Origin of the sequence: Xanthocytophaga agilis (assembly GCF_030068605.1) — a bacterium.
GTDB classification, from domain to species: Bacteria; Bacteroidota; Bacteroidia; order Cytophagales; family 172606-1; genus Xanthocytophaga; species Xanthocytophaga agilis.
Genome location: NZ_JASJOU010000029.1, coordinates 1 through 25,448 on the forward strand (window position 1 = coordinate 1; position 25,448 = coordinate 25,448).

The following is a 25,448-nucleotide window of genomic DNA, read 5'->3' on the forward strand; positions in this document are numbered from 1 at the left end:
AAATAATATTGATTGGCATACCGCAGATGGAAGAAGAGAATAGCCAGAACAAAACCAAAAATGCTGAATGACACCATAAAGAAAGGAATACTTTTCAACAGAATGCCTATTAATCCAGAGAAGGGAAGGTTAACAAACGTTATTGTCTTGTAATACTGCCAGACCATACGAAAGGTCTGTAGGTTTCGTAATTGGTTCATCACATTTCTGGCAACAAAGATTATAGCTCAAAACACTGATTCAATATACTATAACAAGCCTGAATTGGGGTTCAGATTAGATCTCTGAGAACCACAATAAACATACCAATTTTAGCATTTAATGAACATGTTATATTTTAAGATGTTGAGATAGGCAAAGACCAAAAGTCTTTACGCTATAATTGTGTAATATAAGTACACAAGAAGGTTATTTCTCAAGTAAGAATAGAGCAGATATGCTGACGGGAAAGGCTCGGATAAATCCAAGGTTCGTTATTTCAATTGTCAAATAGTAGAAATATGCACAGGAATGATAGATTACCGAATCACAGTAATTACTTTTTTATCAGCAGCATTGCTTCCGACAATGACGTAATTGCCCATAGGAACCAGGTTGCCGGACTCATCGGTAGCATCCCATTCGGCAGGTGTAGAGAGGGTTTTGAGTAGTTGTCCGTAGCGGTTGTAGATTTTTACTACCCCCTGAGAGGGAATGTAAAAAGCATCAGCTACTCCATCCCCATTGGGAGAAATGACAGGAACACAATCTGTTGGAGTGCTTACATTGATAGGTGTACTGGCTATTTGCTGGCATTGGAGTGCATCTGTTATAATCAGTTCATAACTGCCGGGAATCAGATTGTCAAAGCGATTCCCGACAGCAGAAATTGTCTCATTGCGACTAGTTTCCCGTAAAGCCAAACGATAGGGCTTAGTTCCACCTGTAATAGTGGATATGTCAATTTCCAGAGTGCCTTTTTGTTTCTCACAGGTAGCATCTATAAACGTAGTCACCAATTGTGTCAGATTGATACCAGGAGCAATAGAAACACTTATCTGCTGCTGTGTAAGACACACCGGAGACGAAAACGTAACGATATAATTACCCGGCTCACTACGAGTCACATCAATTGTACCTGTAGATTCATTGAGGATCAGTCCCTCTGATGAGGTATAGGTAATCTGACTCACTGAGCCTGTAAAAACAGGAGCCTGCAAACCAGCATTCTGGCAAAACGAACTGCTGTTATAGCGGATTGTACTGGCCGTGCCCTGTAAGGTACTTAACTCACTAATACCATCTGGTGCGAACTGATTGGTATGACTAATGATTCCTCCACTGGCATAGGTCACCTGTACATTTTCACTAATACAGTTTGTACTTTTTTTCCAGACTCTGAATGTAAATACCTCCCCTGTCTTAAATCCTTTGTTTGTACCATCATCACCATACGCTGTGAGTGCAGCCGATTGTTTTTGCCACTCGATATAGCCACCACAGACTTTTACACCCAAAGAATCGTAAAACACACCAATGGCATCTCCTGCTTCCAGTGTTACTCCGTTAACAGTAAGCGAAATGCTGTTTTTGATAAATATCGTATGATTGACACCTGTAGGACGTACTTTCCAGGGTATACTCTGTGCGGTGAGCATACAGCTCCAGCACCAGAATAAAAGTACCCAGATATGTCTGTTTGTCATCTTGTTACACATATAACTTTGGAAAGTAGGCGCAGCCTCTCAGGCCGCGCCTGTTTCTTCAATTTCCTTATTTTACAATGAGCAATTTACTTCTCAACTGCTGATCACCTGTTTGAATCACACATAGATATTGTCCCGGAGCTAGTTGCCCTACCGATAGTGTAGACTCTTGCAGTGAATTTTTCTGTACTTCCAGCACTTTTGTACCCATCAGTGTATAGATACGAACGGTAGCCGGACCGGTTTGTTCAGTCAATGTCCGTATCTGAACGCTTTCTCTGGTTGGATTTGGATACAACGTAAGCAGCTGTGTATTTACCTTGTCGCCTGTAAGCAATGTAACCTGACTGGTAACCTGTATCGAGTTAGAGGTAAATACTCCATTGCCTTTTTTATACGTTGTAGCCACTTCTATTTCCTGCTGACGATCCTGTTTCCATACTTTCAGATTAAATGGGGTATTGGCCTGCATTTTTTCATTTTCCCAGATAGTTACAATCAGGTTTTCGCCTGTATACTGTCCGGCTCCTGCCAGTGTTCCTTCTGTTGTATAGACAGCTACCTCATCCCCTGCTACCAGTACCTTACCAAGAATTTCATTTGGCAACACAAGCAATGCATTGTTAGCTGTTGTCGTTACAGGCAAATCGTAGTGACTGGTACTTTTCTCTCTGGCTGCACTTGCTCCTGTTCTCATACCTGCCAGTGATGGATAGCGAAAGTCAGGAATAGCCTTATTCATCGAAACTTTATAAGCCAAACCAGGTTTCAGTGTACCTATCTGATCAATAGGAGGATTTATAATATGAGAAGGCAGGTAGTTATAGGCGACTACATTCGCTGATCCTGCCGGATATTCGTTGCTCTGCACAAAGTTAAAGCTGTTCTCAATAGCACCCAATGCAGCTGTAAGTGAAACCGGATTACTTCCGAAATAAGGTAGAAAATACGGATAGGTAGTATAGGGAATGCTTATAGGAGTTTGCGGGTCAATCTTTTTACCACAAACCGTCAGTACCTCTTCCTGTGTTACCAATACTTTATACCCTTCCAGGATATTCCAGCTGCCATTACTGATGCCGTTCTGTGGAGCATACAATATCTTGCCTGCGGCATCTTTTACCAGAATATTCTGAATAGAACCGAAAATAGTTTTCATAGTTGTATCTGCGGGCTGAACATTTAGTGAAATAAGGTTCCAGCCCTTGTGTAAGGATATAACTTGTTGAACACATGGTGCCACTGTGTGTAAGGCAGAAATACTGCTAAGGCCATTGGCTGCATAGCTACCTGCATGCGTGTAAGGACTTGTTGTAGTGTAGGTTGCCACTACCTCTATTTCTTTCTGGTCTGAAGCACGCCATACTTTCAGTACAAACGATTCACCTGTTGTAAACCCGTTTTTAGGAGTAGCAGTTGTACCCCAGACATTCAGTACCTGATTGTCTCCTGTCCATTTCACCATTCCTCCATTGACCTTGTTCCCAGCATTGTCAGTGAAGAATACACCAATATAATCTCCAACACTCAGCGGACTGCCTTCAATAGAAGAAGTCAGTGTGGCAGGCAGGATAATCAGGTGATTTTCACCTCCTCCAATCACAGGAGTCCAGGGACCGTTTGACTCAATCTCAATCGTAACAGGATTATTGGTTAGTGTATCGTTAGGATAAGCAGGGTTGGTTACTTTAGCAGTATATACACCCGCATTTCCCAGTGTCAGAGACGAAAATACCAGCTTGTTGGTTTGTGTAGTTGCTACCAGTACTGCATTTTTATACCAGTGATAGGTACTTGTCGTAACGGTATCATCTATATCCAGATCAATTGTATACGCATCTCCCTGTTTCAACTTGACAGTTTTTGTGGTACCGATTTCGCCCTGGTTATAGCTGTAAAACCGATTGGTTCCGTTTCCTTTTTTCAGCAGTTTCTCACGGGTAGGTACCAGTGTCAGTAAGTCATCAAAGGTTAGCTGGTTGCCCTGGACAAAAAGTTGTTCCATATTCAGATGAGAGATATCTGGCAGAGAGGTAAATTTATTATGGGCCAAACGCAGATACTGCATGTCGGGATAGTTAGTCAGATCTGGCAATGAATCCAGTTGATTGCCTCCACAGGAGATAAAGCCAAGTTTGGTATTGGCTGAAATATCCGGAAACTCAGTGAATTGATTTTGTGAAAAGTCAATTCCCCATAACACAAGATTGTGCGATAAATCAGGTAATGAAGTTAGCTGATTGCCATGACATTGTAGCACGTCCAGCTGAGTAAGAGCAGCAAGAGAAGGCAATTGTGTCAGTTGATTGTAGGATACATCCAGTGTAACCAGATTTTTAAAATCGGATAGATCAGGCAGAACGGTTAATTGATTACTGTCGCATTGAATCAATGCCAGACGTGATTTGACAGGCAACGAGAATGCAGGAAAAGAGGTAAACTTGTTTTTTCCAAACCTTAGAAAAACCAACTTGGGAAGTGACGATAAGTCTGGCAATGAACTGATCTGATTGGCAGAGCAATTCACCTCGATCAAAGCTGTATTCTGGGAAAGAGTAGGAAATACAGTGAATTGATTCCGGGAAAAGTCAAGGCTTTTTAAGTTAGTGAGTGGAGAAAGATCCGGTAAAGAAGTAAGCTGATTGCCACCACAACCCAGAAAATTCAGTCCTGTGAAGTATTGAATGCCTGCCAGATTTGAAATCTGGCGATTGTAACAGAAAATTGTATCGATAGCGGCGGCTTCCGCAACAATCAACTCACCACTGGAAGTAAGAGTGTGTGGAAACTTGTCATGCAGGTATTGACGGAAGTTCGCATCCGGAATGGGTACGGTTTGGGCAAACACCGTTTGAGCACTGGCCAAAAACAGAATCATTACACACAAAGCAGCAAAGATCTGTCTGTTTAGCAACCGGATCGTATCACTCGTGGTAGAGTAAAAATCTCTCATGTAGTTAGTTTTCATTAAATGACTGATAAAAGTTTGAGTAGTAGTGTATGCTAGTACTACATCCTTTCTCTTTTGAAAGTAACCCCTGTATCTTACTTATTTTTCTTCTTCTTCTCCTTTCTCTGTTATCTTCCTCTTTCTCACCATATAAAAACTAAGTGTAAACTCATACGAATTAAAGCGGGCCACCAGTCTGTTAGGTACAGGTGCTGTATAGGAAAAACCTGCCTTCACATAGCCACCCAACACAGGCAACTGTTCCAGTCCTGCCTGAAAAGTAAAATTCTCACGGTACTTCATCGATACTCCTGCCATAAACAACTCATTTAGGACCAGTCCCATAGTACCCTCCCACAAAGTTTGATAAGCTGGCACATGCCTCATCAGCAAAGCCGGATATAAGCTTACCTGCGAACTAAGAGGAATATGTTTGCGAAGGCTTAGAGTATAATATCGTTTCAATCGGGTAGTTTCCTCAATGGGCCTGAGCTTTCCTTCAGTCAGTTGGTTGACAGATACTCCTATATGTCCGTTTTGTTTGTCATATAGCCACAAACCCAGTCCCGCATCCGGTGTAGTAGCAGATCCGGAAGGACTCACACTGGTTCCAGATACAGTATAGAAGGCGAAGCCTACAGAGGCGCCACTGGCAAGAAATATTTTTTCGGAAAGGCGAACCTGCAGGCTATACAATGCATACATCCGGTTGCGACTCAGATACTGTCCCTCTTTATCTCCTATAAAATTAAATCCTGCCACATGGCGCGGGAACTGCTCTTCCTGGTTCTTTGACGATGTAAATTTCAGCGTAGCATTGGCATAATGGGTATAAATATCACTCCACGCATTGGTATTGAATTGTCTGCCGATATTAACAGCCATATCCGATTGTGTAGAAATGCTGGCAGGATTGATTAGAAAGTAATTGTTACTGAATTGATTAAAGGCAACTGGCACACCAATTACCTCCTGGGCATAAGTTTGTATACAGAGCAGAAACAGGACAATACACGCCCAGATTGCCTTCATAAAAAAAATCTTTTGTTCACAAATTGACTAAACCCTATTTCGGGTGAAGGTATTACAAATAAAACAATAGAAAGTAACCCTTTTGAAGAAAAAAAAGTAAAAAATAGCTAAATGTAGTATTTACACTACAATCTATCATTTTCCTGAAAAAGAATAGATTCATGGGTTACTTTTACTTTTTGTATGTGTAGTACCTGTATACAACTACGCCAATTAGTGAATTATTCAGACAAAGAAATACTTCAGGCTATTCGTTCCGGAGAGGATGACAAGGCATTATCAGCCTTGTATAAGAATCTGCTGCCCAAAATAAAGAACCTGATCCGACAAAATGGAGGTGGGCAGGATGATGCACTGGATATTTTTCAGGATGCCATTCTGATCTTCTATAAACAGGTAAAGATGAACTCCTTTAATGAAACCTACTCTATTGCCGGATTTGTCTATACTATAAGTCGCAACCTGTGGATCAATCAGGTAAAACGCAAAAAACGAAGCGTAGAAATAACAGATTCCGAAATTCCGCTGGAACTGGATGACAACATGCTGACTCAGTTAATGACAAAGGAACGGGAGGATATGGTGGTCAAACTGCTCTCTTCGCTGGGAGAGACCTGCCATCGGTTACTGACGTATGTTATCTTTCATCGGTTATCGATGAAGGAGATCAGCCAGAAAATGGAGTTTAGTTCAGAAGACGTTGCCAAGACAAAGCATTACAAATGCAAGCAACGCCTCATTCAATTGGTAAAAAACACGCCGTATACACAGGAAATACTCAGAGGATGAACACAGAAAACGAACGTATTGACTGGATTGAAGCCTATCTTTCAGATAGCCTGTCACCTGAGCAGAAAGCTGTTTTTACTCGACAACTACAGACAGACCCTACGCTGTCTGAAGAAGTGGAACTCCACCGGATGGCAAATGAACTTATTGTAGATCACGCCTTACTTGATCTGAAGGCAAAGATGATCACTCAATACCGACCCCAGTATCAGCAAACCAACTACCTGAGAGGAAACCGAGGTAGTATCTGGCTGGTTACAGGTATTGTGGTACTTGTGGCATTGGTGGGGAGTGTAGTTTATTTCAAAGACAAATCCACCTCTGGCTCAAAAGAGATAAGTATACAACCTATTCCTCAAACGGAAAAACCTGCCTCACTGCCAACTGAGAGTGTACCAGAACTAAGTACATCAAAGCCAAAAGAAGTTCCGGATAACACACCAAAGAAACCTGTGCCTGAGCATAGTGTAAGTATTGTTAAAAATAATTCGACAAACGCAAAAGATTCAGCGTTGGTGTCTATTCCGATATCAGTTATCCCTATCCCTGAGAAGGAATCCGCAAAACCAGTTGAACATCCTGTTACAAAAGAAGGTAGTAGGTATACTCCTTCCAAAATAACACCACCAGCATTCAAACAGCCAGAAGTAAATTGTGCAGGCATACAATTTACGATAGCTGTTCAGACAGAGAAAAGCTGCTCAGATGGGTCTTCGGGAAAGATTATCTGTGACCTGGCCTCGATAAAAGGCGGCACACCTCCGTATCAGCTTTCTATCAATAAAGGAGCTTCCTTTCGGAAAACACGTCAGTTTGAATACCTCTCCCCCGGCATATATTACCTGACGATCAAAGATGCCAGTGGCTGCCAGTATACATTGGCAGAAGGCATTGAAATCCAGGCCAAAGATTGTACTGCACCCCAGGAATATGCTTTTTCCCCCGACTTGGGTCAGGTATGGACCTTTCCGTTTGGGAATGATACAAAGGGTACCCTACAGATCTTTAACAGAGAGGGAGTACTGGTGTATCGCACAGAGATTCATAATGGATTTCCGGGCGAATGGAACGGGCAAGGGAATCAGGGGATACCTGTACCTATGGGACACTATCGGTTCTTGTTTGATGAAGGAAAAGGAAAGCAGACACAGGGAAGTGTTTCTGTATTGAGATAAGAGCTTTTTGGTTAGAATATAGCAGCCTGAATTAGAAATATAAACAGAGCTTATGCTGTTTTGTATAGGCTCTGTTCTTCGTTTATTCAGATTCCTAATCATTCTTCTTCCATTGATCTTTGTATGTTTAGGTTCATGTGTGTCTAGTGTTCAGAAGATATCTCTTTCACTTACATTTACTTATTGTACTGTACCTCACTCTTCCACTGACTTCTTCATTTATTGCTTGCCCAAAAAACAGGGTACCAAACGAAAGTTTGGTGAGCCAGATTTGTGTGTGAGCAAAAAAGTGACAGGGTGATAAGAATAGATAGGTCCTGGACTTTAAACCAACATGGATACAAACATGCATAAAATGAAGAAGCCGCAAGTAGGGCAGTAATCACAAATATGAAATAGTATAGGAAGCAATAAAGACAAAAAAACTACTCTAAAAAACTTATCTCTACTAAATCTATAGATTTTATAAATATTTCTACTAACTTGCTGCCGCACAGACAATCAGCTAGTGTATTTTTTAAATGCTTAGCCAAAATCTCAACCCTAAAAAGAAATACAATGAAAAAATCATTATTGGTAACTATCCTCATTTTCATAGGGATAGCCAATGTATTTGCTCAGGAAACCATTTCCGGATTTGTTAAAAACAGCAAAGGCGGAGGCGTAGTTGGCGCCAATGTAACAATCAAAGGAACCAACACCCATGCAGCCGCTGATAGCACGGGAGCCTTTAAAATAACTGCCAGCAAAGTTCCTTTTACACTTCGTATCAGTTCTGTCGGTTATCGTTCCCTGGAGGTTCAGGTAGCTGAAGTATCCGCAACCCCACTGGAAATAACCCTTGTGGATGACAATATCCTAAACGAAGTAGTCGTGACCGCCCGCAGACGCAGCGAAACAGCGCAGGAAGTCCCTATTCCTATCTCTGTAGTTGGTGGAGCAGTAGTGGAAGAAACGGGTGCATTTAACGTGAACCGTGTAAAGGAACTGGTACCTACCGTACAGCTATATTCCTCCAATCCACGTAATACGACCCTTAACATTCGTGGAGTGGGTTCAACCTTCGGACTTACCAATGACGGTATTGACCCAGGTGTAGGTTTTTATGTAGATGGAGTTTACTTTGCTCGTCCGGCAGCAACTACGCTGGACTTTATTGACATCGAACGCATTGAAGTATTACGTGGCCCACAGGGAACGCTCTTTGGAAAAAATACAACAGCCGGTGCGTTTAATATTACCACCCGTAAACCCAGCTTTACACCTGGCGCCAGCTTTGAGGTCAGCTATGGAAATTACGGCTACATTCAGGCAAAAAGTGCGGTGACAGGGCCTCTGGGTAAAAAGTTTGCTGGTCGTTTATCGTTTTCAGGAACACAGCGGGATGGTACAATCTATAATGTAGTCTCTGAGAAACACATAAATGATCTGAACAACCTCGGTTTCCGGGCACAATTGCTTTATATCCCAAGTTCTACCGTACAGATTACACTGACTGGTGACGCATCTCGGCAACGACCAGAAGGCTATGCACAGGTTGTAGCAGGAGTAGTACAAACTCAGCGTGCGGCTTATCGTCAATTTGATCAGATTATTGCAGATCTGAACTATCAGCTGCCAAGCCGCAATCCGTTTGACAGGAAGATAGACCATAATACAACCTGGCGTTCTGGCAATGATCTGGGGGGCGTTGCATTGAATGTGGAAGCTTCAATCGGATCAGGTACACTGACTTCCACTACAGCATGGAGATACTGGAACTGGGACCCATCCAATGACCGTGACTTTACAGGGCTTCCTGTATTGACATTGTCACAGGCAACTTCCAAACACCAGCAGTGGACACAGGAGGTACGTTATGCAGGTAATGTGACGTCTAATCTGAGTGGTGTCATTGGTGCCTTTGTCATTGGACAAGACCTGAAAACAGATCCTTACCACATTGAAGAATCTGGTGCCGCACAGTGGCGTTTCTCTCAGAGTACTACCAGTGAAAAATGGAAAACCCCTGGCCTCTTTGATGGGTATGGTATAAAGACCTATTCCCGACTGAAAACTTTTGGCGCTGCCGTATTCGGACAATTGGATTGGGCTATTACTCCGACCATCCATGTGCTTCCTGGCTTGCGTTATAATTATGATCAGAAAGAGGTTGACTTCAACCGCCAGACCTATGGAGGATTACAGACAGATGATCCAGACCTGATAGCCTTAAAGAGACTGGTATACACAGATCAGGCATTTAAGGCAGATGTGGATGAGTCTAACCTATCAGGTCAACTGACAGTAGCTTACAGACCTAATAAAGGTATCAATGCTTTCGTGACTTACTCAACCAGCTACAAACCGGTAGGGGTTAACCTGGGAGGCTTGCCTACTGACAAGGGTGAAGTACTAACTGATCTGGCACGAATCAAACCGGAATATGTAAATCACGTAGAAATCGGTATCAAGACAGCTCCCACCTCTAAATCATCACTAAATCTGGTATTCCATAACACGGATATCCGTGATTACCAGACTCAGGTACAAACAGCAGAAGTGGGTGTAAACCGGGGCTATCTGGCTAATGCAGATAAGGTGCGTGTGTATGGTATTGAGCTGGATGGAAATATTCGGGTAAGTTCTTATTTCTCTCTGTATGGTGCAGCTGCCTACACCATAGGAAAATACATTTCCTTCCCGAATGCTCCTGTACCTCTGGAAGAAACAGGTGCATCGTCTTCCTTTAAAGATATTTCTGGTGGAGAGTTACCTGGTATTTCCAAGTGGGCAGGATCTGTAGGTGGAGAACTTAGTACAGGATCAAAACGCCTCCTTAACCAGGCAGGTAAATTCTTTATCGCAGCAGATGGATATTTTCGTTCTTCGTTCTCTTCGAGCCCTTCACCTTCCCGTTATCTTAACATTGACGGATATTCCTTGTTAAATGCCAGAGCAGGGTTCCGGGCAACAGATGGATTATCTGTTTTTATCTGGTCACGCAACTTACTTAACAAAAATTATTTCGAACAACTACTTCCTGCTGCCGGTAACGCAGGTCATTATGCAGCTGTACTGGGTGATCCTGCTACATATGGCATTACGTTACGTTACTCTTTATAAGGGATAACGCAATCATCAAGACCTTCCTAAACATGCCTTCTGCTCTTTCCTATTTGGAATTGGCAGGAGGCATGTTTTGCTTATTTAAAGCCATAGAATAGACTATAATGGTTCGTTTGATAGAAATTGTTTAAGATGGTTAGCTGGTAAAGGCTACAAAATCTGCTCGTTCAGCCACTTTAAAAGTGCCATTCCGGGTACATAAAATACTAAATTATCAGACCTGAATCTGGTGCACATTGCTTAGCAACTGATACAAAGATGTATTATATCCTAATTGTCTTTTCCGATTTTATGCTTGGACAGCAGCTGTTTACTTACCAACCTATCCAGATACTTAGCAGCAAAATGAATTAATAACGTTTACTTTTCTTAAAGATTATTAATAGAAGAAATGTGAATAAGTACACAAAATTACATTCGCGAAAAACATGCGTACTATAAAAAATATCCTCTTTCTGTGCACACTCGGACTTTTACCCGCCAGCTGTTCGAGGTTTGACCAAAACGACTTTATCTCAACCCAGAAGGTTGGACAGATCGGAGAGGAAACATTTCTGTATTCGGCTTTTCAGACTGGCCTTGACAATTACCGGATCGAATTCAAAGTTTCCATCGGTACCGATACGACCAATCTCTTTGATTTTTTCATCAATGATGCATTGTACACAAAGGAAAACTCCTTTCATTTTCAGACATCCCATGACACATTGATTATTTCCACACCGTTTCAGTTGTGTAAATCTTACCGGAAGACACATAAGGGCACAACCATAGAAATTACCAACAATGCCGATACAACCCCTTGCCAGGACTAATGTCCTTAGAAGGTATATGTGTTAGAAGGTATATGTGTCGGAAAAAAGTAAGGTACTCTCGATTTCTTGGTTTGTAAAATTTCATTGGTTAAGTCTGAAAATGCTACCTCGTAGACCAGGATAAACGTTATGTTCGTCAATTGCCGCAATCGAGTTAGGATAAAGGCTCCTCGAGAAGGTAATCTATATTAGTTACTATCAATTAATAGATTGATTAGTAATAAAAAAATAATATTATGTTGACAAAAATGCACTGACTTGTAAGCGAATGGGAAAAGGAGCAAAGCATGCATTTATTTACAAGTTAGTTGCTAATTTTGCGATAGTACACCTCAACTGACAGAAAATACAATGACTAAGTTTATAGTATTTGTAACGACTTTTCTTCTATGGGTTACAACCTGTTTCAAACAGGACACCAACAGGGACGCGTTAACGTATGGAAAAGACTTTCCGGATACCATCAAGGTTGAACCAAGTTTTTATTACCCCAGAGACAAAGACCCCCACTGGGGAAAAGCAAAAGCTGCGAGGTTAGCAAGTTTAACGCGTGCAAGAGAGGATATCGTTTTTTCTCCTACTTACAAACGAATTGAATACTGCTACTATTACGATAACTACAGAAATTGTTATGGAACTACCTATCAGATAACAAGCGACAGTACCTTAGACGTTTGGGATGATGACTGGGAAGTATGGCATTACAAAAAGCAAGGTAACACGTATTTTATTGAGCAGTATTACGATAATACGTATATATGTGGCTTTACAAAATCACTGATTCCACTTGAATTTGTTGGACTATCCATAACAACAACAGTGGACAAAATAGATACCTTATGGATAATAGATCATTCAGTAGACTATTCTCCCTTAACATTGCATAAAACAAAAGTTAAGGGCACTATATACACTAAAGACAAAGTTGACAGCCCTCCCACTCTGTTGAATGGAGACACCCTTAAAATCATTTATGGAAGCACCAATGGAATCCCCAAAAGTGTCTGTCCATCTCTTCCACCCCCTCCCCCTCCGCCGACAGATAAGGTAACATTTGTGGTTACCAAAGAAGGTAGGATCGTAAATATTGAAAACTCGTACGCTGAAAGTGAATTAGATTATTGTCCCTCCCTTATGACAGATTTAATCAGATCTTTAATACAGTTTGGACAGATTAAGCCTGCAACACTCAATGGTCAGAATGTAAATGTTCAATGGACTCTTTAACTTTATTGATATTAACTCTTCAAAAGGAGAAAGCAATCAACGACATATCGGTGTAAACGAGGGGTATAGCCTGTAACTGCCAACCCTTCCAGGAAGGATCTCACACCAATGGCGAATAAAAGAGACATAGTTCAAATTTCAGTTAATGAAGGACAACATAAGTAATTCCGAATTTTGAGTAAAAGGATATCACATCCTTTAGAAGAAGAGAAACAAATGAGTTACAAAGAGAGTAAAGATAACTTCAATCGTGTGTGGTTAGGTAGGTGCGTAGGGATAAAAATTCCGCGGGCCTAGCGTTAGCCCTGTGGGGCGAAGCTTTGGAATTTTTTGCCTTTTTTGGTTATCACGCCGTGGGGTGACAAAAAAGTGACAAGGCGATAAAAAAAGTGATGTTCTGGACTTTAAACTAACTTGGGAAGAATAAAACAAAAAATGAAGAGGCTTGTGGAAGAGGAAGGTAGGTGACAATAAACAAATATAGGAAGAGAAATTTCTAAAAATTAATCAGCACCTATACTCTTTTCAATAGTATAAGTGCTGATTTTGTAAAACAAACTCATATCCAAAATTAGGGATTACTCATGTTGTGATTAGGATTGGTATAGCTGCTCCAAGAACGGTTTTAATGACATGGGTTTCCTTCCCAGAAGTTTTACCAGATCTTCACTTGCTAAATCACCTTCTCCTTGTGCCTGAGCCAATAATATATTGACATATTCTTGCGGCATATGTATACCAGCCGTTGACAAGGTAGCCATAAACTTTTCTTTGGTAGGGGAAATATACTGAATGGGTTTACCTGTGATTTCCGAAAGGTACGTTGCAACATTCTGATAGCCGAATGTTTCGGTATTGACAAAGGTATAGATTTTATTTTCATGTCCATCTGAAGCGAGTACTGTAGCCGCGGCCTCAGCCATTTCCGACCGTAAAGCCATCCCTATTTTACCTTCGCCAGTAGGCAAATAAATCATGCCTGTTTCTAACGCATTGCCTATAAAAGCAGGAACAAGGTCCATATACAATCCATTTCGTAAAATGGTGTATGATAATCCGCTTGTTTCCAGCAACCTCTCCGTTTTGATATGTGCTTCCACAAACAACCATAACAGAGAAGTTGAATTTTCTGCTTTATGGGCACCACTTGTGTAAATCACATGTTTCACGTTGGCTTCCATTGTAGCCTTTATCATATTCTCATGGTGGGAAAAGCGATTGGATAAATCATTTCCTGATACAAGCAAAAGCTTATCTACCCCACGGCATGCTCTTACCAATGAATCATACTCATCATAATTGCCCATGATGATATGTATGCCTTTTGCTTGCAAATCTGTTGCTTTTTCAGGACTTCGCACCAAGGCAGCAATTTGATTTGCTTCAACTCCTTTTTGAAGCAAAAAATCAATGGTTAGTCTTCCAAAATGTCCGGTTGCTCCTGTAACTAAGATCATCTTTTTGTCATTTTAAAGTTTACATTTTATATTTGTTACACAAAGAAACTAAAACAGTTTCTAAAAGTAACTTGTTACCTTTTGGTAACTGGCAAAAATAGTGGTAACGATATGGTAACTAAGCAAGAGCACTGTAATGACTTTGAAGATTGCCCAATAACGGCAACAATGGAGGTAATCGGTGGAAAATGGAAGCCGATAATCTTGTATAATCTGACTTTTGGTACCAGGCGGTTCGGTGAAATTGCTGCACGTATTCCGAAAATATCAAGAAAGATTTTAACTGAACAATTGAAAGAGCTGGAGAAAGATGGATTGGTGGAACGCCAACAGTACAAAGAAATTCCCCCACGCGTTGAGTATTCTTTAACTGATAAAAGCAAAAGTCTTGTTGCTGTATTTAAAGAAATTGCTCAATGGGGAAATGAGAATCTTTTAAATACCCGTGAAAAAGATGACAAAAGCTATAAGTAACCCTCTATTTCCGTTGTTCTTTGGAGTATTCTACTCCGAAGCAGCTTTAAGGGAGTGTTTCATTCCCGATTAGAAGGTAACTGCTGGCCTAGAAATGGGCTTTTCTCTTCTATCCTGGGAAGAGGAACACTCCCTCAAACAAACTTCAAGGTAGAATACCACGAAGAACGAATACGACGTAAAGAAGAACCCATTAATTCATTTAAGTAATAAATTAACGATCCGATATTTATTTCTTGGCACAACAGCCATATTGAATAACACCAACGCCAGGTAGAGCAGGAAAGGAGGCTTCAATATGACAGTTACAACAAGCTTTTTTGCTTTCGTATAGCCTCATCAAGGGATTTCTGTATGTATGCGATTCCACTAATCGCTTCTGGTGAAGAGGCTCTTTTTCTAACTTCTTCAGGGTTGGTAAAATCCACCTCTTCCACACGCTGATTGATCCATAGAAGATTACCCATTGGATCTATTATCCGGCATACCTTCTCACCAAACCAGAGTGTGGTTATCTCTGTCACAGATGTAGCTCCAAGTTCCAGGGCTTTCTGGTAAGCACTATCGATATCCTTCACATATAGATTCAGAAAAGTTGGTGTGGGTCCCCATCCATCTCTTGAGTCAAAAAGCATCATCACTGCGTTGTCAATTTTTACAACAGCATGAATGATTACACCATCTTCATTTTTAATTCTACTGTTGGGCACTTCTTGTGCATCAAAGACAGTTGTTAAAAAATGGATCATCTTTTCAGTAGAAGAGGAAATGATCCAGGGTGTTACAGCCGTATAACCATCCGGCACTGTTTTAATTGTTTGTGTTTTGTTGCCTGACATGATTGTGTGTTTTAATACATCATTTTCATACAGCAAAACTAGTTGCCTCTTTCCAGATGGTTATGATAAGAAAGTTGGATTGAATGGCAAAAATCTTGGTTTCTCGTCAGTGTTTTTTTGTAAATAGACCAATAGGGTTAGTCAATTTATCCATTTGCCGATACTGAAGTGGAGTCAGAAGAAGTTCCTTTTTAAAAAGTTTTGTAAAATGAGTTGGCTCTGAAAAGTTTAAATGAAAAGAGATTTCCGAAATATCGTTATTGGTAAACCGAAGCAGGTATTTAGCCTCCTCGAGCCTTCTTTCGGTTACAATACTCTTTGCTGTTTTACCTGTTGCTTCTTTTATTATCTGGCTTAAATGGTTCGCTGTAATGTTGAGCATGTCCGCATAGTCTGCCACCAACGTCTTATCTATAAAATGCCTGTTCACCAGATATTGAAATTGAGAGGCAAGGACCAAATTTTTCTTTTCAAGGGTTTTGGGTTTAAATTCCTCGTAAATTCTTCGAACCTTCCAGAGAACAGCCTGAAATAGAGCCCTCATTATCTGAAAATTGTAGTTGTAATAGTTTCGCTGTTCACTTACAATCTGCTGACAGTTTGGGGCCAGATCTTTGAACTCACTTTCAGTTATAGAAAACAGATTGGGTTGTTTGATGTTGAAAAACGGGAAGTCTTCTAAAAAGTTTACTTCTGATTCATACCTAGTAAAATCAGATTTAAAACAGATGCAAAAGCCAAACCAGTCGTCGTTTTTTTCCCACTTCATTATCTGGCCCGGAGCAGCACACACAATAAAATGATCCACATTTTCGAATGTGGTTGTGTTGAGTGTAAAGTTTAATCTCTTTGTACCAAAGCTAATGATAAGTATAAAAAAATCTGCTCTATGTGGAGGGTAATGATTGACTGTCAACTGGTTTGCATCACGCATGTCAAATATGTGAAAAGAGGGATTAGTTGTACGAAGTGAAAGACCAGTGCTTTCATATGCCTCGTTTATTTCCTTAAGGAGAGGTATTCCTGTCATTCTGTGGTTACTTTCTTTAAACAAAATTTTTAATTGATAATTCAGCTAAATAGGATTTAGAGATTACAAGGAAACCTTGTCAGTCAGGATTCATTCCAAATTCAAGATACACTATTTTGTAAGGTATTTAACGACAATCATGCTCTCTTCCCTTGCTCAAACTGATTTTTTGTTATTCTCTTTGAACTTGTTTAAAGCAACTCGCAGATTGGGATGCGGCAAGAGCATTCGTTAGAGAATGGTGCCATACCATCTATCCCAGAGGTATGGAAAACAAGTTGGTTTAGATTTAGCTCTGGTGTATTAACACTTTTGATAGAAGCCGCAGATAAAGTACCAGAAGAAGTACTCAATTTCTGGAAAGCGGATTTAACAGACAAAGCGAAAGTACCTTATCGACGGTTGTAACCTTCATTTATCGCAACAATACAAAGCCTTAAATATTGACATTTTCCAAATTTAAATGAATCAATGTTACTTGATTAGTAGTAATTCTGATAGTAGTAATTTAACTCATAAATTAGTGCCAATCCACTTACAATGAGAAACGTATATTTTACCATTTCAGGAATGATGAGTTTGGTAGTAACTCTTTTTTGGGGATGCAATTCAAATACTCAGAGAAAAGAACAGCAACCCATAGTAAAAGATTCTATTGCATTGCCAGGAATTGTACGTATTCAATTAACCAATGCACTAGCCGTTAACTGGGACATAGCTACTTCCTTTCCAGTGGAAGATTCTTTGTATGAGCATATTAAGAAACAACCCATGTATAAAAAACAACTGTGTGAGGCAATTGCAGATACAACATCTCTTAATTTTAGGGATTGTGCAAATGAAGTAATCCTTACTAAAGGAGATATTGCTTATATTACCCTTGATCGAATAGATGGTATTCCATTCTTTATGATATTTCACTACCAAATTGATGCAATAAGTAGTGATTGTGGATCACACGCAGATGGCCTTTTTAGATATATCCATAAGAATCGTAGAAATGTAGTAAGAGAACTAAAGAAACACTCTTTAAAAGAGTGATTTTGTTCTAGGATAGTTTACAAAGCTCCTCATTTTAGATGTGTATGTAGTGCTAATCATGAATAAGAACGGATGAACTAAAAAGTATATACTGTAGTATGGATAGATTGGTAGCAGTTACGTTAGTGGCTATCACTTTCGACCTCATGTTCCGAAATCAAACTATTGCTTTCTGAATTCAGCCGTTTTAAAATAACTGACCTTAAGTGCTCCTCATTTGTATCACCCCAATTTCCCAATGCAGAAATTACGGGAATTAAGGTTTTACCTAATTCCGTTAAATCATACTCTACTTTTGGTGGCACGACAGGATAAATTTTTCGTGTGATCAATTCGTGGTCTTCCAACTCTTTCAGCTGAATATTCAACACACGCCTTGCCGCATCAGGGATTCGGCGTTGCAATTGGCTTGGGCGTTTATGACCCTGATGGATAAACCAAAGCAAACGTATCTTCCATTTGCCGTAAAGGACTTCACCTATCAGATCAAGTCCACAATTCAGATTCGGTAGTGTTTTCCTTTCATACATGTTGCAAGTTAAACGTATGTCTCCATTAGTGCAATAGGGGACTAATTTATCCCTATGTGAATCGTAATTCCGTACTTGTGCAAACTGTTTTTACACGCCAATTTTGTCCTTATAAACAATTCTTAACAATGGAACAATTTAATTTCAACAATGAGTTATCAGGCAAGATTGCCTTGGTAACAGGAGGTACAAAAGGCGCCGGAAGAGCCATTGCAGAACGGCTTTTACAAGCGGGTGCAACGGTTATCATTACCGCAAGAAACGCACCGGAAAAAGAAAACAGCCAACTGCATTTTATTGCCGCCGATTTAAGTAAGGAAGAAGGAGCACAAAAAGTAGTCAGCGAAGTGCTATCGACTTATGGAAGGCTGGATATTCTAGTGAACAACCTTGGTTCTTCCGAAACACCCGCTGGTGGTTTTGCCGCATTAACGGATAAAGATTGGGAGTCAACCCTGCAAGCAAACCTATTGGCCCCCGTTCGGCTGGACAGAGGATTTTTACCGCAAATGATTGAACGAAAAAACGGTGTCATTATCCACATTGCGTCTATTCAAGGCAAGCTGCCGCTACACGATTCTACCTTGCCGTACGCAGCTTCAAAAGCAGGGTTGATCAATTACAGTAAAAGTTTATCGAATGAAGTTACCCCGAAAGGTGTCCGCGTGCTCACTGTTTCGCCAGGATGGATAAATACCACAGCATCGATAGCCTGGTTGGGCGAGATTGCAAGAAATGCAAATAGTACTGTAGAAGAAGCTCAGCAAAGTGTCATGGATGCATTGGGTGGAATACCTTACGGCAGACCCGCCGAACCGGAAGAAGTAGCCGAATTTGTTGGCTTTTTGGTTTCACCCAGAGCCAACTACTTAACGGGAACAAATTTCGTCATTGACGGTGGCACAGTACCAACAATCTAATCTTAATTTAAAAGCGTACAAAAATGACCTTACCTAAAGTAGTAGACGACTTAGTCGCAGCACAGAACACCTTTGATAGTGTTGCCTATGCCAATTGTTTTTCCGAAACAGCGGTAGTATCTGATGAGGGAAAAACGCACAAAGGAAGAAAAGAAATAGAACATTGGATTGCAGATGCCAACGAACGATACAAGGCTGTCATGAAGCCCGTCAGCTTTGAAAAAAACGAAACGGAAAGCCTTTTAAAAGCAGAAGTCTCAGGAACGTTTCCCGGAAGTCCAATTTTAATGACGTTTCATTTTGAAATAGCTGATGAATTGATACAGTCATTGAAAACTACAGTTTAGGCAGGAACAGGAATCATCCCGAATTTTGGATGTGAGTTTGTTTTACAAAACCAGCGTCTATTCTTTTGAAAAGAATAGACGCTGGTTTATTTTTAAGCAATCTTTTTAGTTGAGTTTGTTTATTGCCCCTTTCATCATTCTTCCACAAACCTCTTCATTTTTTGCTTACCTTTTCCCAAATTGGTTTATAGTCTCTTACATCACTCTTCCTACCACCTGTTACTTTTTTTGCTTGCCCAAAAAAGTAACCAAAAAAGGGCACTTTTCTCCGATCCTTCCCCCCCACAGGCCAAAGGCCAACCTCGCGGAGAAAAGATTCCCTACGCACCTACACTTCCATCCGAGATTGAAGGTATCATGTTTTTCTTTGTACCGATTAAAAAACTCTCTTCATCCCTTCAGAACCACCTTCCCCTCTCTATCCTCCTGAAAGAATCTCGTGACAAATAGAGACATGCTTGTTTTTTGAGATATAAATTATCTCCAGTCGGAAAGTCGCCGGTCTTGTCACGCCTGTCCCGACAAGGGCGGGAAGGTCCTTTCAGGAGGACAGGAATAAGATTTTCTTTGTTTATAGACCTCTTTTCCAGATGTAGATTTTCAGGTATTGAGACAGCCTTATATAGTAAGCAGATTGAACAGTAATATGGTATCAAAATAAAATAACGTTACAGAAAGAAAAACATTTATATCGGAAACAGATACGTTTCCAATAAAGGAAAGTGGGCTGAAGAGTTCATTCACACAAAGGGACTTTAGTCTGTTTCTTTATAAGAAGCTGTATTTAGTCAAATGTGACCTTACAGGTAGGCAACCAGGATTTAATCTGCTCTTTTTCCTCTGCTGGAAGCGGATTATTTTCCAATGATAATTCCTGTAAGTGGGTCAATGCCGCGATTTCTTCTCCAATATGTAGTAGTTCATTGTTTCGTAATGACAGCTTTTCCAGTTTAACCAGGCAACTGATCTCAACAGGAACACTGGTTAACTGATTCCTCCTGGCTTCCAGATGGGTAAGCTTTTTCAGCTTTTTTATCGCTGAAGGTAGTTCTTTCAGCAAGTTTTTATCCAAATGGAGTCCTGTAAGTCTGGTTAACTTTCCTATTTCTGATGGAAGTTCACTCAGTTGATTTGTACTTATATTCAACCAGGTTAGCTTACGTAGCTTTCCTATTTCCTTAGGAAGCGAACTAAACTGATTATCGGGTATACTTAGGCTGGTAAGTTGACTCAGCATTCCTATCTCAGCAGGTAAGGAAATCAATTTATTACTTTCCAGGGACAGTTTTGTAAGTTTGGTAAGTTTGCCAATTGTTGAGGGTAATTCAGCCAGATGTGCACGACTTACATTCAACTCTGTTAGATTCTTTAAATCAGGTATTGCAGAAGGAAAAACAACCAACTTGTTTCTGTCTAAATTTAAAGACTCAAGTCCGGTTAAATTAGCTATTTCAGAAGGAATAGCAGTTAGTTTATTGTAACTGATCCATAATGTTTTCAGCTTAGTCAGATTTCCTATTTCTGTGGGAAGCAGTGTTAGTTTATTATGGCTTATATCTAAAGTCACAAGTTCAGTCAGGTTTCCTATTTCCTTAGGTAGTGAAATGAGTTGATTCGAACCTACATACAGCGTTACAAGTTCACTTAGATTACCTATTTCCTGTGATAGTGAACGGAACTGATTCCCACTTAAGCCTAAATATGTCAGCTGAGTAAGATTGCCAATCTCCGCTGGCAATGACTGTAACTTATTAGAGCTTAGTTTTAAGGTTAAAAGACAAGTAAGTTTTCCAATTTCAACAGGCAAGTGCGTAATCTGGTTATCGGACAAGTCCAGATGAATCAGATTCCTAAGCATTCCTATCTCTGCAGGTACTTCCGTTGCCTGACTACGGCAAATGCTTAATTCCTGCAGATTTATCAGATATTTAATTTGTGGAGGAATAACCTTCCAGTCACAATCTGGCAAACTCACTATTTTTTGCGAAGAAACAAACTGGAATTTTTCCGCCAAAGTCAATACTGTTTTTATTGGAAACCAACTACATACCAACTCAATATCCCGTGTCAATTCTTCGTAGTTCATTTGTAACGACTGCGCAATAACCAATCCAAGCTCTATACTTTCCAGTTGACCAGAAAATAATAGTCTCATTAAGTTTTCTTCTTCGCTGTGTTCTGATAACATGGGGAGCTATTCGGTAGAAAAATGGGTTTAAACTCTACAGATAAACATAGGAAAAAGGGCTTTCAATGCTTGGCGGGTTCCCATATATTATCCGACAAATTGCTATCTGCATCATACGGCTTACCAAGTACTAATTTCTGTATCACTTTGATAGATTTAAACGTAAGCGTTTGTCTGTCTTTTCCGTCAGACCAACTGGCTATACTCGAACTTACCTCCTGCTTAGTTCCATCTGTAAATAGAACCGTGAGATGAACGGGTAGCATGCATCCGCCTTTGTTCAGAATGACTACCTTATACTGATTACGTTTCCTGACTACCTGTTCAATAGCTAAATCGGGAGTAAACTTTTCGAAAAACCAGTTTTTCCAGAACCAGTTCAGGTTTTTACCAGAACCCGCATTGAAGCAATAGAAAAAATCATACGGAGTCGGATGTTTTCCCTGCCACTGCTGGATATAATAGCGAAGAGCCTTTAAAAAAAGGCTATCCCCCAACATTTCCCGAACGTAATGCAAGCCTAAAGCAGGTTTTAGATCTTTATCGGAATATCTGGCTTTTCCATATAACTGCGGGGTAAGCGTCATAATAGGCACATCCTGATCCGAACCCGCACTGCTGGTGAAAGGACTTATATCGTACATATCGGCCAGTGACGGTTTTATCATAGGTGCTAGTGTAAATTCTGACCAGGTTGCCCAGCCTTCATCCATGAAAGAATGCTTGGTTTCGTTACTCCCTACCACAAAGGGAAATAGCGAATGAAATATTTCATGAACGGTAAAGTAAATAGCCTCATCGGCTTCAAAAGGAAGGTTGTTGACCATCATTGGGTATTCCATAGCATCCAATCCTTCGAATATACATTGTGTAGCGTATGGGAATGGAATACCTGGAAGCGAATAGCTGATGAGTTCCACTGTCTTTCGGGCATAATCAATGACAGGCTCAAAGGCTTTGTGCTCGGGATTATAGACCACATCCACACGAGTACGCCTATGCGTGAGTGTATCCACTGTTATACCGGAAGCCTTCCAGATATAGTGATTACTCACTGTAAAGGCAAAATCGGATACGTCTTTGGCTTCAAACCTCCAGGTGTTTACCGATTTTTTTTGAGTAACAGCCTCTTTTGTCAGATCCTCTGTAGTAATAATGTCTGTAATGCCATCACCATGGAGAGCAGCCTCAATGCGTTGCTGAATGATAGGTTGATAGACTTCCTGCGGATTACGAAGTGTACCTGTTGCCCAGCACTGGTAGTTTCCGGGCAGGGCAATAGTGACCTGAAAATTACAGAAGTCATTGTAAAACTCTTCTTTTCCGGTATAGGGATATTGGTCCCATCCGTCCAGATCATCATACACAGCTATACGTGGAAAAAAATAGGCGATTACAAATGCACCTGAATCAACCTGACCAGTTCGAACAAATGAAGTTTTGTTTACAACATACGCAAAAGATACCTTAATCTGTATTAGCTGTCCCGGATGTATCTCTGTACCTCTGATATACATGTTTGTGCCTCGGATTACCTGATTTTTGGAGGCGATAGATTGTCCTTCCAGTAGCAGGGACTTTATCTCAACACCATCGGTCAGATCGTTAGCTTGAAGTGAAGTACTTCGCATGGCCCCTGCTTTATATAGATTAGGGAAGAGCTTAAAAACGAGTTGTGTCAGTGTATCCGGACTATTATTTTGATAAGAGATAGTCATATCTCCTGCCAATTGTCTTGTAAGGGGATCAAAGGTAAGCTGAATAGTATAATCTACTTTATTTTGCCAATAGGATTTGCTTGGCGAACCATTTAAACTTCGGGTATGCGTAGTGTATGCTTTGGTTAAGTTGGTTGCTATTGGAAGCGAAACCTGTTGCGCAAAGAGCAGATTGGATAGAAAGAAAAAATAAAGAAGTAGAAATCGCTTTTGATCTGTAAACATACTGCTTTGTACATATAAGTACTGTAGGGTTTGAATGGATTCTTTCGCACTTCAGAGAGCGAAAATACTTGTGGCTATAACGAAAGGTTTATAGTGATATTTTCTTTTCGCCAAATTTCCAATAGCAAATATAATCCGGAAGATGGTTTTATAATGATTCCGTACTTATTCTAAATCAACGAGGTCTGCTAGAGTGTAGCATACTTCCTTCTCCTGACAAACCTAGTCCCAATCGTGTAGGGCTTTCTGAAAATATAGTAACTTACCAAAAAATAGTGTAATGTAAGTATCCAAACGCAAAACCAAGGACAGGTGAAGAATTCTAAACTTGTTTATCTAAACTCCAATTACTCTTTATGAGACCCTATCAACTGGTATGATATCATCAGAGACCCGAGCATTTCAATAAATAAAACAAATGAAAAACGACAGAGTTGACAGGTATTTTTATTTAGGATGTATTACCCTTTTGCTAAGTGTGTTCGGGTATGTATTTTACAAAGAAGAACGTAAGCCAAGACCCAAAGAAGATGAGCAATTTGAAAAAGCATTTACGCAAGAAGCCAGAAAGATAGAAGGGATGACAGAAAAGATAGTCTGATAATCCATGTAGGTACCTTAACCACTTTTAAATGGGATTCACTGAGAATCTTTAAATGGCCTAGTTCAGCCTATGATATACAGAAAATGACAGGTCATGAATGGAAAGGGGCCTGTGATGTAGATGAAAGAGATCATATGTTTGTTTTCCTCAAAAGCAGGAAGGTGGTAGCTTTTGTGTACTTTAACGGTAGAAATAGCGAGAAGAAGGGGCTGGCGTTTAAAAGTTACTTTGGGTATGATGGAAAAGAAGCATTTACTCCACAATCTGCTGTTTTTATCGCAAAGAAAAATGCATCAGGTGAAATTTTAATTGATTATTGAGATATACTTACATAAAATACCTACCTGGTTCTATTTTGGACAAGACATTTGCAGAATTCAGCCCTTAATAAGTAGAAAGGAATATTTAAATTGAGAAATCGTCTTGGAAAAGTATGTACAATTTAATTCACGCTCAATTTCTGTTTTAGCTCTGTTGTAAGTAAAGAAGCTTCAATCAATTCTTTTACAATTCTCTTTGGTTCATTAGGCATCCAAGTAGATTCTTTAACTACTTTCAAATGGGATTCGCTGCTTGTTTTTGGAGCATAGACAAAGGATGAAAGAATAGGATCTAGTTGGGGAGAATATCATGATCTGTTTACAAAATCTGAGAAAAAAATAACAGATGACTCAGTTAGTAAAAAGTGAAGCCGGAAAATTAAACAGAAAACATTATCCCCGTTCAATGCAGACTAAAGTAGTCCGTTTTTGTTATTGCGTAGCTCTTTTCTTAATGAGCTGCTCTGACCAGAATATAGAGATGATACAAGCTGATCTTGGAAGATTGAAACCGTTCCCAACATCTGATGAGGGTATTCCAGTTGTTATCTTGGAAAGTTTTGAAGCTGCACCTTGTAAGCAAGATGCGCTAAGTGCTACTGTTTACAAGGTTAAAATCGCTCACCAGTTGGACACATTATTTGTATTTGAGACTTGCAAAGAAATACTACCAACAAATAAAGACCAGGGTCTGTTTATGGTTGAGAAATCTTCTAAGGTGAGCAGTCAATTTTTGATACCTGCAAAGTCTACTATACCCAAGGGTTCAAAATATGTATTTGGTACTTTGAAGCGAGCCATATTTTGAAATCCTAAAGCAGATAGCATCTATAATGCTCCCTGACTTAGTAAAAGTCTTTTCCTCAATTTTCCGGACACATTTCTTGTTTTGTCAATCAGATACATCATACGTTTGAGTGTACATCACTTTGTCACCTCAAACCAGGAGATATTGAATTTACCTTTGTGCAGGT

General features: G+C 40.1%; 23 protein-coding genes. 13 read left to right on the forward strand and 10 right to left on the reverse strand.

Annotation, left to right across the window (positions count from 1 at the left end; genetic code table 11):
• The 4 genes from QNI22_RS39300 to QNI22_RS39315 all read right to left on the reverse strand — a co-directional run.
• Positions 1–200: hypothetical protein (locus QNI22_RS39300; protein WP_314520014.1), on the reverse strand; the 200-nt coding region annotated here is incomplete at its 3' end.
• 318 nt (positions 201–518) lie between these two features.
• Complete coding sequence (locus QNI22_RS39305) at positions 519–1,685, reverse strand: T9SS type B sorting domain-containing protein (protein WP_314520016.1); 1,167 nt, start codon at positions 1,683–1,685, stop codon at positions 519–521.
• Between the two features lie 67 nt (positions 1,686–1,752).
• A complete protein-coding gene (locus QNI22_RS39310; protein ID WP_314520017.1) occupies positions 1,753–4,638 on the reverse strand; it encodes a leucine-rich repeat domain-containing protein in 2,886 nt (961 codons plus the stop codon).
• Positions 4,639–4,734: 96 nt separating this feature from the next.
• Positions 4,735–5,667 carry a PorP/SprF family type IX secretion system membrane protein gene (locus QNI22_RS39315; RefSeq protein WP_314520018.1) on the reverse strand — a complete coding sequence of 311 codons (933 nt, stop codon included), beginning with the start codon at positions 5,665–5,667 and terminating at the stop codon, positions 4,735–4,737.
• 216 nt (positions 5,668–5,883) lie between these two features.
• Between QNI22_RS39315 and QNI22_RS39320 the strand changes: the two genes are divergently transcribed.
• The 5 genes from QNI22_RS39320 to QNI22_RS39340 all read left to right on the forward strand — a co-directional run bounded on the left by QNI22_RS39320 (position 5,884) and on the right by QNI22_RS39340 (position 12,781).
• Positions 5,884–6,456: an RNA polymerase sigma factor gene (locus QNI22_RS39320; RefSeq protein WP_314520020.1), complete on the forward strand. Its 573-nt coding sequence runs from the start codon at positions 5,884–5,886 to the stop codon at positions 6,454–6,456.
• Positions 6,453–7,631: a T9SS type B sorting domain-containing protein gene (locus tag QNI22_RS39325; protein WP_314520022.1), complete on the forward strand. Its 1,179-nt coding sequence runs from the start codon at positions 6,453–6,455 to the stop codon at positions 7,629–7,631. The genes QNI22_RS39320 and QNI22_RS39325 overlap by 4 nt, the downstream gene beginning before the upstream one ends.
• A 558-nt stretch (positions 7,632–8,189) precedes the next feature.
• Positions 8,190–10,736 (forward strand): TonB-dependent receptor, encoded by a 2,547-nt coding sequence (locus QNI22_RS39330; RefSeq protein WP_314520025.1) that lies wholly within the window; start codon positions 8,190–8,192, stop codon positions 10,734–10,736.
• Positions 10,737–11,167: 431 nt separating this feature from the next.
• On the forward strand, positions 11,168–11,554 hold the full coding sequence (locus QNI22_RS39335) for a hypothetical protein (RefSeq protein ID WP_314520028.1): 387 nt from the start codon (positions 11,168–11,170) through the stop codon (positions 11,552–11,554).
• Positions 11,555–11,905: 351 nt separating this feature from the next.
• On the forward strand, positions 11,906–12,781 hold the full coding sequence (locus QNI22_RS39340) for a hypothetical protein (RefSeq protein ID WP_314520031.1): 876 nt from the start codon (positions 11,906–11,908) through the stop codon (positions 12,779–12,781).
• Between the two features lie 593 nt (positions 12,782–13,374).
• Here QNI22_RS39340 and QNI22_RS39345 read toward each other — a convergent pair.
• A complete protein-coding gene (locus QNI22_RS39345) occupies positions 13,375–14,238 on the reverse strand; it encodes an SDR family oxidoreductase (protein ID WP_314520034.1) in 864 nt (287 codons plus the stop codon).
• 111 nt (positions 14,239–14,349) lie between these two features.
• Here QNI22_RS39345 and QNI22_RS39350 point away from each other — a divergent pair, with 111 nt between their 5' ends.
• Positions 14,350–14,712, forward strand: a complete 363-nt coding sequence (locus QNI22_RS39350) for a winged helix-turn-helix transcriptional regulator (RefSeq protein WP_314520036.1) — start codon at positions 14,350–14,352, stop codon at positions 14,710–14,712.
• Positions 14,713–15,017: 305 nt separating this feature from the next.
• Here QNI22_RS39350 and QNI22_RS39355 read toward each other — a convergent pair whose 3' ends face one another.
• Entirely contained in the window at positions 15,018–15,551 is a 534-nt protein-coding gene (locus QNI22_RS39355) for a VOC family protein (protein WP_314520037.1), read from the reverse strand.
• A gap of 106 nt (positions 15,552–15,657) precedes the next feature.
• Positions 15,658–16,581 carry a helix-turn-helix domain-containing protein gene (locus QNI22_RS39360; RefSeq protein WP_314520038.1) on the reverse strand — a complete coding sequence of 308 codons (924 nt, stop codon included), beginning with the start codon at positions 16,579–16,581 and terminating at the stop codon, positions 15,658–15,660.
• 213 nt (positions 16,582–16,794) lie between these two features.
• Here QNI22_RS39360 and QNI22_RS39365 point away from each other — a divergent pair, with 213 nt between their 5' ends.
• Together QNI22_RS39365 and QNI22_RS39370 are read left to right on the forward strand one after the other, a co-directional pair.
• On the forward strand, positions 16,795–16,989 hold the full coding sequence (locus QNI22_RS39365) for a hypothetical protein (RefSeq protein WP_314520041.1): 195 nt from the start codon (positions 16,795–16,797) through the stop codon (positions 16,987–16,989).
• A gap of 132 nt (positions 16,990–17,121) precedes the next feature.
• Positions 17,122–17,622, forward strand: a complete 501-nt coding sequence (locus QNI22_RS39370) for a hypothetical protein (protein ID WP_314520043.1) — start codon at positions 17,122–17,124, stop codon at positions 17,620–17,622.
• A 122-nt stretch (positions 17,623–17,744) separates the two neighbouring features.
• Here the strand turns inward: QNI22_RS39370 and QNI22_RS39375 are convergent, their stop codons facing one another.
• Positions 17,745–18,152 (reverse strand): winged helix-turn-helix transcriptional regulator, encoded by a 408-nt coding sequence (locus tag QNI22_RS39375; protein WP_314520045.1) that lies wholly within the window; start codon positions 18,150–18,152, stop codon positions 17,745–17,747.
• 128 nt (positions 18,153–18,280) lie between these two features.
• Here QNI22_RS39375 and QNI22_RS39380 point away from each other — a divergent pair, with 128 nt between their 5' ends.
• Positions 18,281–19,072, forward strand: a complete 792-nt coding sequence (locus tag QNI22_RS39380; protein WP_314520048.1) for an SDR family oxidoreductase — start codon at positions 18,281–18,283, stop codon at positions 19,070–19,072.
• Between the two features lie 23 nt (positions 19,073–19,095).
• Complete coding sequence (locus tag QNI22_RS39385; protein WP_313981682.1) at positions 19,096–19,419, forward strand: nuclear transport factor 2 family protein; 324 nt, start codon at positions 19,096–19,098, stop codon at positions 19,417–19,419.
• Between the two features lie 784 nt (positions 19,420–20,203).
• On the opposite strand, the gene QNI22_RS39390 is transcribed toward QNI22_RS39385, so the two are convergent.
• Complete coding sequence (locus QNI22_RS39390; RefSeq protein WP_314520050.1) at positions 20,204–21,574, reverse strand: leucine-rich repeat domain-containing protein; 1,371 nt, start codon at positions 21,572–21,574, stop codon at positions 20,204–20,206.
• Between the two features lie 95 nt (positions 21,575–21,669).
• On the reverse strand, positions 21,670–23,550 hold the full coding sequence (locus QNI22_RS39395) for a M1 family metallopeptidase (protein ID WP_314520052.1): 1,881 nt from the start codon (positions 23,548–23,550) through the stop codon (positions 21,670–21,672).
• 418 nt (positions 23,551–23,968) lie between these two features.
• Here QNI22_RS39395 and QNI22_RS39400 point away from each other — a divergent pair, with 418 nt between their 5' ends.
• The 3 genes from QNI22_RS39400 to QNI22_RS39410 all read left to right on the forward strand — a co-directional run bounded on the left by QNI22_RS39400 (position 23,969) and on the right by QNI22_RS39410 (position 25,282).
• Complete coding sequence (locus QNI22_RS39400; protein WP_314520055.1) at positions 23,969–24,151, forward strand: hypothetical protein; 183 nt, start codon at positions 23,969–23,971, stop codon at positions 24,149–24,151.
• Between the two features lie 86 nt (positions 24,152–24,237).
• Entirely contained in the window at positions 24,238–24,474 is a 237-nt protein-coding gene (locus QNI22_RS39405) for a hypothetical protein (protein WP_314520057.1), read from the forward strand.
• A gap of 346 nt (positions 24,475–24,820) precedes the next feature.
• A complete protein-coding gene (locus QNI22_RS39410) occupies positions 24,821–25,282 on the forward strand; it encodes a hypothetical protein (RefSeq protein WP_314520060.1) in 462 nt (153 codons plus the stop codon).
• Positions 25,283–25,448 lie beyond the last annotated feature (166 nt).